We start from the raw sequence: 13,325 nt of genomic DNA on the forward strand, positions 1-13,325 counted from the left end.
CGTGTATTCGTCGTTCCGCGGTTCGTCCCTTGCCATTGGTGATGCCGCTCCCGAGCCAATTATCCCAGAACGAGGGTGTCATAGATCTCTTCTCACACCGTGATGATCGTGCTTCCCGGATTGTCTCCGCATTCGTAGTTGGTAACTTGTCGCCGAATCGGCGTGAGAACGCGACGGGTTAGATGACGCCACCGATGACGAGAAGGACGATGAGGGTCAGCAGCGTCGCGATGACGCCTCCGCCAGCGAGAATCTTGTTCTCCATCGCCTTCTCGTGGATGGGCATGGCAGCGTACTCTTCGCGGAACGCCTCGAGGTTCTCCTCCTCGTAGAAGTACTTCGTATTCAGCGCGAACCGCTCGGTGACCGCACAGCCCGTACAGACCGGCTCCTGCTCGAGCCGTTCGGTCTTGGTGTGGCTGTCGCAGGCGATCGCCCCGCAGTTGGGACAGTAGGTGTACGTCTCGTCGACGCCACTCGTCCCACAGTGGACGCATCGATGAATGCCGTCCTCCAGAGTGACCCGTGAGGGGCCAGCAGCATAGTATTCGTACGGATACGAGTACTTCTGTACCTCTGTTGTCTGCCGTACCTCGGGAAGATACACCGGCTCGATCGATTGCACTGAGATGTCCGAGATATTCGGCTCACACGTCTTGTTGTAGGTGACGTTGTTGTCGCCGGTGTAGGTCACCGTCGTCGTGTGGTAGTCCTGAAGACGGTCAACAGCCCACTCCTTGTACTCCGTTTGGGTCTGCCCGAATCGGCGTTCCTCGACGTCGTCGAATACCTCGGTAAACTGCCCGGTATCGAGGGGAATCGTCGCGTGGAAGTTCTCGGTAACCAGCGTCGCGACATCGTCGTCAGCCACCTTCGGATGGCCGCGCTCAGCGTGGACAACAAACTGTGTGCGGTCGTTGATCCGATGGATAACGCCGACGGAGGTCTCGAAGATAGCGTTCGTGTCGGCGGTGATCGCAACGACCGGCCGAAACGTTACCTGCGAGTGCGGCACTGGCAGATCCGCAGCCTCAATGTTCTCGATGTCGTGGAACGCCTCCTGGACGGGTGCGTCGACGTCCGCAGCCGGGTCGTACGGTCGGAGCGTCTCCTCACACAAGATCTCGATGCGGCCGTTGTAGAGATCGAGACCTATCTCGTCGGCAATCTCTCGGAGAGCCTCACCGTCGATCAGCTCGATGGGATGAGGATCATCGTTCTGCTGGAGCCGATCTGCGTACTCCTCAGCAGGGTTCGTAAATCGACCAGTGGTGGCGACCATCCCTCGCTTTGGGCCGTCGAAGTCGAACGTCGCGATGGCCGAGTGCAACTTCTGGACGACCGGCCGACCAACAGTCCCTGTGTGCTTGCACTCGACGATGATCGCCCGTCGCGTCCCATCGACGACTTCCTCCATGATGACGTCGCGACCTTCATCGGCCGTCCGCTCGGCCTGGCGGACGTTCTCGTAGCCGAGGTTTCGAAAGACATCCTCCATCAAGTCCTCGAACTCGAATCCAGAGAGGTCGTCCAGTACAGCCATACGGGTATAGTTGGACAGTATCTTGCTATAACTAAATACGTTTCCGGCGGTAGCGACGACGTGAGAGCTGTTATTGCTATGCGTCTCGCAAGGGGTGCGGGACGACACATCCGTCCGGGTTACCGATGCTTTCTGAGAGCAACAGCGAAATTGATCCCGACAACTAGTGGTTACATCAATAAACAGACGATGACCATTTCGTGTTCGCCTACGAGTTCTCGAAATTCGTCCTCTGCCACGTCCAGCAATCCTCGGACTGGCTGGTCCGGATCGAGCGAGCCGGTTGGACGATCCTCATCAGCCAGCACGACCTCCGCTCTCGAGCGGCGACTTTGGGCCTCGTTAAGAGTAGTATGGGAATTTGTACGATTCTCCATCAAGAGTTCGTCACGGAGCGGCGCCAAGCGCGGAAAACGATAGACATCGAATCTTCGACCAACCGGGGTCCGAGAGTGGGGCAAACAGCCAACCGAGATCGGTTCAGATACCGCCCGTCGCCCATCAGGTTTCTGTCCGCGACAACTTCCCGTCGCTCCACTTCGTACGGATTAGTAGGTCGGCAGTATGCTCAGGATTGTTCTTCATTTAGGAAATCTTCGTTTATACCAGGGAACAGCTCTTCCTGTTTTTTGGCCATTTTGATGACTAGTTCATCACGTTCCTCAATCTCGTCGGTGTGAAGTTCGGACAGGTACTCTGAGAGCCAGTGGTAGAATTCAGTAAGTGTTGCGTGATAGTTCTCGATCACGCTCCGGATTTGGAACTCATCATCAAGCTCATCTAGTACCTCGTGAGAAGCAGTATCCCAGCCGTCCCATTCGAGCAGTTCTGTTTTATCGAAGAGAATCTTCGCAGTTCGTTCGGTGGGTCCACCACTGACAGCGTGAGTACTTGTACGGCCGGTGACCACAGGAATCCGCCGGTGTTGCATATAATTCCGCAGCTTGATGATAAACGATGCTGGTGGAACCAAATCTAGCTCATCCATTGTCGCCGAATATTGCTCATCAAGATCATCCCGATCCAGCTTATCCTTTACACGGTAGGTATGATCACGCAGCGAGAGACACATCGCGAGATAATTGTGGAGTTTCCGTGTGAAGTCCATTAACGCATTCTGAGCCTGCTCTTCATCATCTGCCATCCACGTACCAGGATTATTCTCAAAATGGTCGAACGCGTTTATCAAATCAGCATAATTGTCATCGAGCATTTGTTTCGACCGGCTCAAATCATTGAACAGGCTATGGTACTGCTGTCCCGGCGACTGTTCCAGTCGCTCATGCATCGTTTTCAATTCATCAACCGTGTCCGGCATATCCTCGGGATCAACATTTCCTAACAGTCGATCAAGTTGAGGCGGATCCAATAAGGTCACTTCGTTCATCATCAGAGTGTCGGAGAGACAGGTACTTGGATTCTGATAGACAATTTAGTTTAGATATTCCCCTCGCTAGTTTCGAAGACGGGTTAGCTTCATCTAGGCGTCTCTCGGTGCTAGAACCGGCCTTATTCCAACCCGTTATTTCGAACGACCTCCAAGCTGAGTGTATGCCGTTGAACGATATTATCCCAGCACATCCGCCTTTGACATCCTTCGAACAGCTACTTGATCAGCATCTCCCTCTTGGGTGGCGACAGGCGGACGAGCGCCGTCGACAAGTCCGGTTAGTGGTCGGTGTCTTTCTCCTCCTCCCAGCAACTCTAAGAACCAAGGAGCGACGGAAGAATGCACAGAAGATCGTGACTGCCATGCTACCCGAGGTTGAGGATCTTCAGACGGTACAGCAGAAGTGTCATAAGGATACCTTCGATGGCGAGGTCGTGGATCGCAACCGGTACCACCGAGAATTTGATTCCAGGCTCGATGATATCGAGGAGGACTATGGCGGCGAACTAAGCCATTCGCTGTGAAAAGACCCTATTGTCCGGGTATCGCCAGCTCTATTGCAACACTAGTGGTTTAGCAAACGCTGAGTCTGGGAAACGAACGTTCATCTCCAGAGTGCAATTGCTGGGTATCGAAACTCCCCGCCAAAACCGCTCGTCGAGGTGCGCGATCGGGAGAATGAGGCTGACCGTGCGCGGACGCTGATCCACGAGTACGCCCACGCCCTGCTCCACTTCGACGTCGGCGACGACACCGAACGGTCGAAACGCTAAGTCGACGCCGAAGCCGTCGCGTACGTCGTTGGACGTTGCTGCGGGCTCAACACCTGCGGCTCGGCGTTCTATCTCGCAGCCTGGGAGTCAGACGATCCCGAGGTCCTCCGCGAGCGGCTCGGACGAATCAGTCGGACGGTAGAGGGCCTCATCGAAGTGCTCGAAGAGCCGCCTCCGCGCTAAATCTATTAACCAACAGATTGTTAGAATTCCCTCTTTTGTTGGTTAAGTTTTCTTCGCCGCTTGAGGGTGGCGCCTGAGTGCGATGTCGTAGCCGTACCGTAGTAGTCAGACCATATTTACGCCCGGGAAGAGATGTCAGACCATGAATGACGACGTCCCGGAGTCGATAGCCGACATCCAGTCGCTTCACGTCGGGACCTATGAGAGCAACCCGGACCGAATTGAGTCCGACGCCGGGACGGAGCGGCAGGACCGCGCGGACTACCAGGGGCGGTTCATCTTCGAACTCCTGCAGAACGCCGTCGACGAGATGGACGAGACGGCGACGCCGGCGGTCAAGATCCGCCTCACCGACGACCGGCTGCTGGTCGCCAACAACGGTGCTCCATTCTCGATGGGAGACCTCTACGCGCTGACGCTGACGACTCGGACGACGAAAGCCGGGGACACTACGATCGGCCACAAGGGCCGGGGGTTCACCTCCGTGCTGGGTGTCACCGACAACCCTCGTGTCTTCTCAGAGTCGGTACAGGCTCAGTTCCACCGGGGGCATTCCGCCGAAACCTTGACCCAGAATCAGGTGATCGCCGACGCGTTCGACGGAGAGGTCGAAGCAGATCAGGTTCCGCTGCTCTCGCTCCCCCACTCGGCAGACCCGTCCACAGACGTCGAGTCACTCCTTGAAGAGGGATTCACGACCGTGTTCGAACTCCCGCTCCGAGACTCGGCACAGCACCACGGCGCCATCCAGCGGAAGCTCCAGTCACTGGGCGCCAATACGGTCGCACTCCTGCCGGAGTTGGCACGTATCGACATCGAGTGTCCGACCTGGGAGCGGAGCTGGCGTCTCTCTCGGCAGGAGTTTCGAGATGCGGAGAACGCGACGCTCATTGAGGTGGGACAGGAGACCGTCGACGGTGGGTCGACATCGGCGACGACCGACTGGTACTGTCTCTTCGAGCGCACGGAGATCGACAGCGACCGCATCGCCGAGCGAGCGGAGCTCACTGACCCGGAGATCGACGCGATGGGGCAGTTACGCGTCGGGGTGGCGTTTCGCGCGACGCCCGCGACCAACACGCCAGCGGTCGAGATGAGCGACTGGGCGCTCGATCCCGTCTACGGGGAGTCCCAGGACCGCCCGCCGATGGTTCACGTCTTCCTCCCCACGAAAGAGCGTAGTCCGATCCCGGCGCTAGTCACAGGGACGTTCCAGTCCGACACGTCACGGCGGAACCTGACGCTTGATCACGACGATGAACGGGGCTACGAAGGGCAGTTCAACGGCTACCTCTTCGAGGAGATCGGGACGTTATTTGCCCAGCGAGTACTGTCGTTTGTCAGCGCATCGGCGACCACACCCGCGGCGTTTGTCGACGCGCTCGACCCCTCGCTCGGTCAGCAGCGGGAGTGGTCGTTCACCCCCGGCGATGTCGACCACTGCCTCTTCGAGCAGGTGAATGCCGCTATCAGCCCGGTCCCGTTCCTACCGAGCGCGTTCGGCGACGATAACGTGAGTATCGACGACGTCCGTCTCCCGCCGACGTCGACCGAGCTCCCGGCGCTGGGTAAGCAGTTCGTCCAACTCCTTCAGACCGGAACCACCGTCCCGAAGGAGCTGGAGGGGCTCCCCGATGCGACACTGCTGGCTCACCGGAAGACACGAGCGCTCGAAGCGTTCGGCGCGAGCCGACTCGACACCGCGTCGATCCCCGAACTTCTCACAGACGCGTCCGTTAATCCCCCGCTCCGGCTGACAAGCGAGGAGGAGTGGGAAATTTCGGTGCCCGATGATGCCGAGCCGTGTCGGCTCCTGATAGACCCCGTGCTCGAGTATCTTGTCGCCGTGCGGAAACCGCTCGAGAGTGACGACGATCGCGCCGCGTTCGACGACGCTTGCCGTCGTGCACCGGTGTTGCCGACAGCCGTCGAGTGTGACGACGAAACGACACACGCGCTTCGGCGCGCCAACCGTGACGGGACCGTGTTTATGCCGCCCGAGAACGACATCGCAGGCGGTGCGCTCCCGGATATCCAATTTCTTGCAAGCGAGCTCTACCACGGCAGCGACCCGAACCGGGCCAAGCCGCTCAGGGAGGCGGCACTCCCGGCGGGGTTCGGGTCGGACCTCCGGACCATCTGGAACGTCAAAGAGTACCAGTTCACCCAAGTGTTCGACGCAGCCATCAGTCCACAGGTACCCGGTCCGAACTCCCCCGAAGCGGACCCATCGACACTCCACCAGCTGGAGACCCTCGGAACGATCCGTCGGATGGCGGCGGTCCAGTCGCCCGAGAACGACCGGTCACCCGACGCCCCGCTGCTCTATCAGTCCTCGCGGAAGCCGTTCTCCGCGCTCGCCGGCCTCCCGGTCCCGACGGTTGGCCCAGACGACTCCGTCGAGTGGGAGCCCGCCCACCGGGTCTACTTCAGTTCAGCGTGGCAGACCGCACTCGGCCGGCCGGAGGACGCACACGTCGAGGAGCTGCTCCGGACGGTCGACGACGTCACCGACTCAGGCCGGTTCGAACCACGCTTCCTCGCGCCGCCCGAGTGGTTCGGGCTCGACCCGGCTGAGAGTGAACCTCCAGAACAAGAGCATCTCGCCTGGGCAGCATTCCTGCAGTGGCTCGGTGTCGCCGAGCACATCCGGCCCCTCCCGCTGTTCGCTCCGGACGCCGGGACCCGGCACCGTTACCGCGAGACACAGGAACTCAGCCGCCCGCCACGGTCGACAATCAGCTCGCACTCGGCGCTCGAAAACGAGTCACCGCCGGTCGACCACCGCTACCGCGGGTTGACCGAGTCCGAGTGGACAGCCTACCGCGAACAGCTCGCGTCCCAGGTCGACCCGGAGATCCCCGACAGTAGTCAACAGTATCTTTCCCAGGTCAACGCCTTAGAGTACGCCGACGAGCTGACGAGTGCGGCACGCGAGGAGTCAGCAGTCGGCGTTCAGCTCCTGCGCCATCTGGTGTGCTGGTGGGACAGCGGACTTTCAGCCCACCGCCACGCCGAGGTGGCGGCGTTCACCAACAAACAGTGGCGTGGGAGCAACCTCAGCTACTTCTTCACCACGGACGAGCGCGAGCGCCTGGGACAGAACCTCTGGGTTTGGCAGCTCCGGCAGGCAGCGTGGGTTCCGACGACGTTCGGTGCGGTCCGGCCGCCCGACGCCTGGCGGCTCCCCGACGCCGACGAGGAGCGGTTCAGCCTCGATGTCTCGGGGGAGCGCCCGTTGCTCCCGTTCGTCACGGCGGGGTTCCCGGCCAGGGAGACGGACGAACCCGAGGCAGTCTCGACGCTCGCCGAGGCGCTGGGAATCGGCCGGCGCCTCAATCAGGAGTCGTTCTCGCCACGGGATGCCTACCATGCAGTCAACCGTATCGGGGAGCTGATCGAAATCTCCGAAGACCCCGCCCAGTTTGCCAGCAGCGTCGAGCTGCTGTACACGCGTATTGCGGAGCTGCTCCCCGGGCTGGAACAGGGTGAGCCACTTCTGGAGGAGTGGCGCCCAGAAAACACGGGGCTTGGGGATGTCGACCTGCTCTGTCGGGTCGGCCAAGAGTACGAACTCGTCCCCGCGAGTGAGGCGTACTATGTCCGGTCCCGAAGCAGCCGTGACCGGCACGCGAACCTCGGTGTCCCCATTCTGGCGCTGTTCAAGCCAGAGGCGGCGAGCTTCGGCAGCTACTGTGGGGCAAGGGACCTGCGAACAGCCGTCCGAAGGGAGCCGGCGTACGAGGACTGTCCACCGCTCCCCCTCTCGCTGGGTGGCACCGACATCGACCAAGAATGGCTGGAGACGTTGCTCGCTGCGCTCCTGCTCCGGCTCCGGACGAACCGGCAGTCGGCGTTCCTTGTTGACCAAGACCGCAGCGCCACCCGGACGTTCTATGAGCAACTGACTTTCGTTGAGAACCTCGATCTCCGGATCTCGCTGGCCGACGGAAGCTGGGATGAAACCCGGCCGCCGGAACCACAGCCGTACCACCTCGAGCGGGATGGAGACCGAATCGTCCGGGTACTGGTCGACCGGACGCTGGACCGCGGGGCGCTCGTCGACGCTCTGACCGGTGCGTACACGGAACGGCTCGATGTTCCCCAGTACTACGAGGCAGTAAACACGCTGGTCGACCACGCACTAGGTGAGCCAGATCCCGGAACGACCCTCGAAAATCGCTTGAGAACCGTGGGAAGCGATGTCCCGCCGGGACAAGTCGAAGCGACCCGAAGAGAGCTGTTTGCGGAAGAACGGGACGAGCCAGATATTGAGGAGGAGGAGCCGGAACCTGTCGCCCCTGAGCCGTACATGGCCGACGATACCGAGATTAACCGTCAATCGGAACACGAACCAACGGAGCGGGCCGTGAGCACGGAAACTAACGGCACTGCCCACTCCGCGCAGGTGCCGGATATCGACTCGGTGACGAGCATCGGTGACCGGCAGATAGCGGAGTCGTTGCTTGAAGCCGCTCCCGCGAACCGTTCGTCTACCGACTCCTCAGGGGAACAGGCACGGACGAACGGGGGAGGTGGTGGCGGAGGGGCCGGCCACGGGACATCACAGGAGTACCGGACCGAAATCGATGCGTTTGGGATGGAGCTGACAATAAAAGCCGAACGAGAGCGGCTCCGTGAGGCGGGCGAAGCCACTCCCGATGAGCAGGTGTTTGACGTTCACACGCCCGAAATCTACAATCAGATGCGGGAGGAACACCCGTCGCTTGACGATGCCATCGAACGGTTCGGGGACGAACGAAGACTTTCCAGTACGGAGAACCCACTGAACAGAGGATTCCCTGGGTTCGACGTCCTCACGATCCGCAAGGATGCCGACGGACGAGCGATTATTGACCGCTGTATCGAGCTCAAGACATCTGGCGTGAACACACGCAAACCCTCCCTCTCGTGGAACGAGTGGAAGGCCGCCGGAGGTCCACTAAGTGAGTTCTACTACCTCTACGTCGCCCGGAACATCAGAACCGGCAACAGCGGCGACGCGGAGCTCCTCGAGATTCCCCGCCCCTTCGAACGGCTCCGGAACCGGACCCAGGAGAAGCGAGAGCGGAACGTCCAGGTCGACCTGCGGAGCTTCGACTTCGACGCGGACACGATCATCCGGCAGCCCATCGAGTGGGAAGAGTGAACGGCGACCCGTAGCTCTCAACAACAGCCCTGCCAGGAAGAAGATGGTACCACTCTGCCACACCAACCCACTGATATCCCAGAACTCGATCCGACCAGCCTCTATCCGATAAAAAGAGCTCGACAGATCGACTTCATCGACGAATCGTGTACCTGTCCCGACTGGCAGCAGCGCTCACCCGAAGGCGGCTGCAAGCACCTGCGTCGCGTCAACCACGAGATCAAACGAGGCCTCGTTCCCCGACCAGACGGCCGCCTTCCTTCCCCGTAGTCGTGACCAGACTATTCCACAGGACGGACCGTGTCGCCATCCCGACGGACCCGGTCGAACGTTGAGAGATACGCGATCCGGTCGTGAACCTCGTCGACATCCAGCTCTAGTTCGACGGCCAGTTCGTCGACGGTCATCGGCTCGCCGAGTGCTTGGAGGACTTCGAGCCCCCAGTAGTACCTATTCGTGAGCTCCTGAACGCGGGCCTCGATCGGCGTGGTCACCCCGTACCGCTCCTCGAGTTCGACTAGGGCTTCGTTCGCGAACGTGGCAAACTGATCGTCCCCCAGGCGTTCGATCTGGGCTTCGAGTTCATCCCGGACGACATCGTAATCGAGACCGGCCTGCACGAGCATATTCATATCCTCGATGTCGTCGTCTCGGCCTGCGATCGCCTTGAACAGGAAGATATCCTCGTTGCTGACCAGCCGAACCGTCAGTCGATCCGTGTCGAGGAACGACTCGCTGCGCTCTTGCATCCCGTCGGTGAGGACGAGCTTGTTCGCGACCTGCTGGTTGAAGATATCGAGGCGACACCCATCGTCGTTCTCGACGCAGCTCGTCGCCCCCAGCGCCCGGTAATCTGGATCCAGCGATTGAACCTCCGCATACCCGAGGTCCATCAGAACGGCCCACAGCTGGCCGTACGCGTCGCCATCCGGGACGACCAGGTCGATATCTTTCGTCGCCCCCTTGAGGTCGCGTAACGACATCGCACCACCACCAATCAGGTAGACCGTGAGCGATTCAGATAGCCCATCCCCAATGCGCTGGAATTCATTCTCGATGTACTCACGCCCGAATGTTGGTCTCATGATGGTAGTGGCACCTCGTAGTCAGCAGCCAGCTCCTGGAACTCGTCCCACTCCGGGAGCCGGGCATCGTCGACCTCACCGTGCGTCTCGAGGTAGCGGAGCAAGGCGTCGATGTCGTCTTCGAGGCCATACTTCGCTGCCTGCTCTCGGAGGTCTTCCTCGTCGACGTCGACGTGGCTGAGCAGGAGGAGGCAGTACGAGCGGTGGCGGCTTCCGTCGTCGATTAACAGCGTGTGACAGCACAACTCCGCTGGCGAGACGGCGTCGATCTCCTCGGAGTAGAGGTAGTAGCGGTGGCCGGTGAGCAGGAACTGGAGGTCGAAGGCCGCGAATCGAGCGAGTCCGGTTTCGTGGAACCCCGCCGCGTCAATCTCCGTTTCGGCTTGGGCCAGAAATTCGTCGTAGTCCTCCCAGAGAATCGTCCCCTTCGGGGCAACGGCTTCGAGATGTTGACGATGGAGATGGTGTGCGAGTTCCCGGGCGAACTTATGGAGGCGGTCGAAGTCAGCGTTGAACTCATAGCAGCCGTCGACCGTCCCGACGAGACCCCGGTCGCGAAATTGCTTGAGGACTCGGTTTACCGTGTTGCGGTAGTTGTCGCTCCGGTCGGCGATCTCGGAGACGGTTCGCGGCTGGTCGAGGTAGTACAGCACCTCGAGTGCCTTGCCGGTCAGCAGCTCGGGGAATTCGATGTGGGAGTGCTGGCGGACGAGGTCCCGATAGAGTTCGACGGCGCGAGCATCCGACGGGACGACTCGTTTTCGACGGCCATCGCGTTCCGTGTAGACGAGACCCTTCTCAACGAGGTCACCGACGGCACGGGAGAGGTAACTCTCGCTGTGGTCGAGCTTCGTCGCGAGTTCGGAAATCGTGTCGCCGCGGTCGACCGTGGCGAGGACCTCGAGTTCGATGCGCCGGAGCACGGTGTAACATATTACGAAACTTGTTTATAAAGAAGTTTCGAGTAGTGTTACAGTCAGCAGACACGAGAACCGACTCCACCGACTTAACCAACAAAACTATGGAGGCGTGAGTAGTGTTGGTTAACACGAGAGGAGCCGATGTCCTACGAACCCCCGACCCCACCGGCGAATCTCCCGACGGAGATCGTCAACACGCTCAACGAGTCGGACCCAGAACAGCTCCGAGACGTTGCTACGTACGCTGAAGCGCTCGCCGAACACAAGGAACGAGAGGCCCGTCTCGAGGAGTCGGCAGATCAAGAAGAGGTCGAAGAGCGACCAGACGATCTTCCGGACGACGTCCCTGCCAAAGCGACGATCACGATCAAGGAAATCAACGACAATCGCTACTACTACTGGCAGTGGCGAGAGGGAGAGAAGATTCGCTCACAGTACAAAGGCCCGGTCAACCCGGACGAGTAAAACTCGAAGCAGAAAGACACCCACCCCACGTTTCCGACGTGTCGAGAGATACACTCGTGATCAGGGGTGTGGTGAACGACCGAACTGATAGCTAAGCCAAGTCTTCCAGCCGGCTGTCCCGGAGGACAGATTTCAACACGATACCGGTGTCCTGAACCAGCCGATGCTCGAGGTAGCTGCCTTCACCCCGGCCACCACCGGTCCGAGTTGATTCGACGACACCGAGGAACGCCTGCTCTTTCAACAGCTCATAGACGCGGTGCTCGCTGAGAGTCTTCGCATCAGCTTTCTCGGTCGTCGCTTCATATCGTTCGTAAATTCGGTTGGTCGAAAACCCGTCCTCATTCGGATTCTCCTCGGTGAGCAGCGCGAGAGAATACAGGATGAATTTGACCTGGGTCGTCGAGCCACGGAGTAGCTCCTCGAAGCGATCAATTTCAGCCCACTCCTGGGCATCGCGAACGTGTTCCTCGACGACTGTATCGACATTTTCTCGCTCGGCTAGCTCGCCGGCGTGACGAAGAATCTCGATTGCCTTTCTGGCATCACCGTGTTCTTGCGCCGCTAGTGCCGCCGTCAGCGGGATCACATCATCCGAGAGAACACCATCGTGGAACGCGTCCCGTCGGTGCTTCATAATCTCGCGCAGCTGATTTGCGTCGTAGGGTTGGAAAACGAACTCTTCCTCGCGAAGACTGGACTTGACGCGTTCGTTCAGCTGGTCGCGATACTCGATCTTGTTGCTGACTGCGATGACGCCCAGGTGGCAATCTGCTTTCCCCGATTCGCGTGCCCGCGACAGCTGCATCAATATATCATCATCATCGAGTCGGTCCACCTCGTCGAGAATGATGATGACTGACTCGTAGGCAGTATCCAGAATCTCCCAGAGATAGTCGTAGTATTCACCGCTCCCGATCCCGGCGCGTGGAATATCGAAGTCAGTCTCGTCCGTCTCGTTGAGAGACCGAGTTACCGTCCTGGCAACACGCGTCTGTGTATTGTGCTGCGCGCAGTCGACGTAGACCGTGCCCACGGACACACCGTTCGACTCCGCGGCTCGTCGGGCTCGTTCGGTGACGTGACGGGCGACTAGTGACTTTCCCGTACCCGTTTTGCCGTAAATAATCACGTTATTCGGTGGATCACCACGAACGATCGGCCTGAGCTCAGCGGCAACGGCCTTGATCTCGCCATCTCGGCCGACGATACGCCCGCTTTCAGGAACGTGACCCACCTTCAGCAGTTCCTTTCGAGCGAAAATGTTGGCTCGGTCGGGGTCGTCTTCATCAAAGTCGAAGAGGGGATCGTCAGCGGGGTCCTCGTAGCGGCCGTCGAAGTCAGAAAGTTGGGACGGTTCCTCAGCCATCAATATCAGACATCGCGGATGGGACCTACTTAATGATTTGGCTACCTCGACCAGAGTGTAAATCGGGCTATGGTCGTCTTCTGATGTTTTGTCGCTGCCGTATCATCCTCACAAAGGGTCGAGTCGGTCCCGAGTGAAATCGGATTCGGAGCGAAAGTTCCAAACTCGGACCGGCACCCCTAATCCAGAGTGAAAACGCCGGACTGAAGCGGGTTTGTCACACCCCTGGTCAAGAGTGAATAGCTCTCCACCCGGGACCGGAGCACTTGGTTGAGACCACACCCCCCATCCAGAGTGTATCTCCCGAATGGAGGAATCAGTCAGTTCCATGAGAAAACACAACGGCACTTGGCGTCTGACGCACGGCAGACACCCCTCATCCAGAGTGTAAACGCCGGCGTGACGAACTGGCTTCGAATGGGAACATCGAGGGATGATGACGAGCATT

Annotated in this window: 8 protein-coding genes and 1 pseudogene; 4 read left to right on the forward strand and 5 right to left on the reverse strand. The window is 59.6% G+C overall.

From position 1 onward, the window contains the following. Positions 1-178: 178 nt before the first annotated feature. The gene (locus IEX72_RS12865; RefSeq protein WP_188787991.1) at positions 179-1,543 is read right to left on the reverse strand and encodes a restriction endonuclease; all 1,365 of its coding nucleotides are present in this window, start codon (positions 1,541-1,543) and stop codon (positions 179-181) included. A gap of 568 nt (positions 1,544-2,111) precedes the next feature. Next, a complete protein-coding gene (locus tag IEX72_RS12870) occupies positions 2,112-2,930 on the reverse strand; it encodes a hypothetical protein (protein ID WP_188787993.1) in 819 nt (272 codons plus the stop codon). 164 nt (positions 2,931-3,094) lie between these two features. Between IEX72_RS12870 and IEX72_RS12875 the strand changes: the two genes are divergently transcribed. From IEX72_RS12875 to IEX72_RS12885, 3 genes and pseudogenes are all read left to right on the forward strand, one after another. Then, a complete protein-coding gene (locus IEX72_RS12875) occupies positions 3,095-3,457 on the forward strand; it encodes a hypothetical protein (protein WP_188787995.1) in 363 nt (120 codons plus the stop codon). Positions 3,458-3,580: 123 nt separating this feature from the next. Further along, positions 3,581-3,889 (forward strand): annotated as a pseudogene (locus tag IEX72_RS12880) (DUF955 domain-containing protein); the annotation flags it as partial. Between the two features lie 142 nt (positions 3,890-4,031). Continuing rightward, positions 4,032-9,038 (forward strand): sacsin N-terminal ATP-binding-like domain-containing protein, encoded by a 5,007-nt coding sequence (locus IEX72_RS12885; RefSeq protein ID WP_188787997.1) that lies wholly within the window; start codon positions 4,032-4,034, stop codon positions 9,036-9,038. A 281-nt stretch (positions 9,039-9,319) separates the two neighbouring features. Here the strand turns inward: IEX72_RS12885 and IEX72_RS12890 are convergent, their stop codons facing one another. After that, entirely contained in the window at positions 9,320-10,123 is an 804-nt protein-coding gene (locus tag IEX72_RS12890) for a DUF6036 family nucleotidyltransferase (RefSeq protein WP_188787998.1), read from the reverse strand. Next, positions 10,120-11,046, reverse strand: coding sequence for a helix-turn-helix transcriptional regulator (locus IEX72_RS12895; protein WP_188788000.1), 927 nt, complete (start codon positions 11,044-11,046; stop codon positions 10,120-10,122). The genes IEX72_RS12890 and IEX72_RS12895 overlap by 4 nt, the downstream gene beginning before the upstream one ends. 138 nt (positions 11,047-11,184) lie before the next feature. Here IEX72_RS12895 and IEX72_RS12900 point away from each other — a divergent pair, with 138 nt between their 5' ends. After that, entirely contained in the window at positions 11,185-11,508 is a 324-nt protein-coding gene (locus IEX72_RS12900) for a hypothetical protein (protein WP_092893735.1), read from the forward strand. Between the two features lie 91 nt (positions 11,509-11,599). On the opposite strand, the gene IEX72_RS12905 is transcribed toward IEX72_RS12900, so the two are convergent. Then, a complete protein-coding gene (locus tag IEX72_RS12905) occupies positions 11,600-12,877 on the reverse strand; it encodes a Cdc6/Cdc18 family protein (RefSeq protein ID WP_008446347.1) in 1,278 nt (425 codons plus the stop codon). Positions 12,878-13,325 lie beyond the last annotated feature (448 nt).

The organism is Halobellus salinus, from assembly GCF_014646875.1.
Classification (GTDB): Archaea; Halobacteriota; Halobacteria; order Halobacteriales; family Haloferacaceae; genus Haloquadratum; species Haloquadratum salinum.

What these genes read in the sequence shown, in the direction of transcription:
- IEX72_RS12875 (WP_188787995.1), top strand. Translation starts at nt 3,095, where the DNA reads ATGCCGTTGAACGATATTATCCCAGCACATCCGCCTTTGACATCCTTC.
- IEX72_RS12890 (WP_188787998.1), bottom strand. Translation starts at nt 10,123, where the DNA reads ATGAGACCAACATTCGGGCGTGAGTACATCGAGAATGAATTCCAGCGC.
- IEX72_RS12865 (WP_188787991.1), bottom strand. Translation starts at nt 1,543, where the DNA reads ATGGCTGTACTGGACGACCTCTCTGGATTCGAGTTCGAGGACTTGATG.
- IEX72_RS12905 (WP_008446347.1), bottom strand. Translation starts at nt 12,877, where the DNA reads ATGGCTGAGGAACCGTCCCAACTTTCTGACTTCGACGGCCGCTACGAG.
- IEX72_RS12900 (WP_092893735.1), top strand. Translation starts at nt 11,185, where the DNA reads ATGTCCTACGAACCCCCGACCCCACCGGCGAATCTCCCGACGGAGATC.
- IEX72_RS12870 (WP_188787993.1), bottom strand. Translation starts at nt 2,930, where the DNA reads ATGAACGAAGTGACCTTATTGGATCCGCCTCAACTTGATCGACTGTTA.
- IEX72_RS12885 (WP_188787997.1), top strand. Translation starts at nt 4,032, where the DNA reads ATGAATGACGACGTCCCGGAGTCGATAGCCGACATCCAGTCGCTTCAC.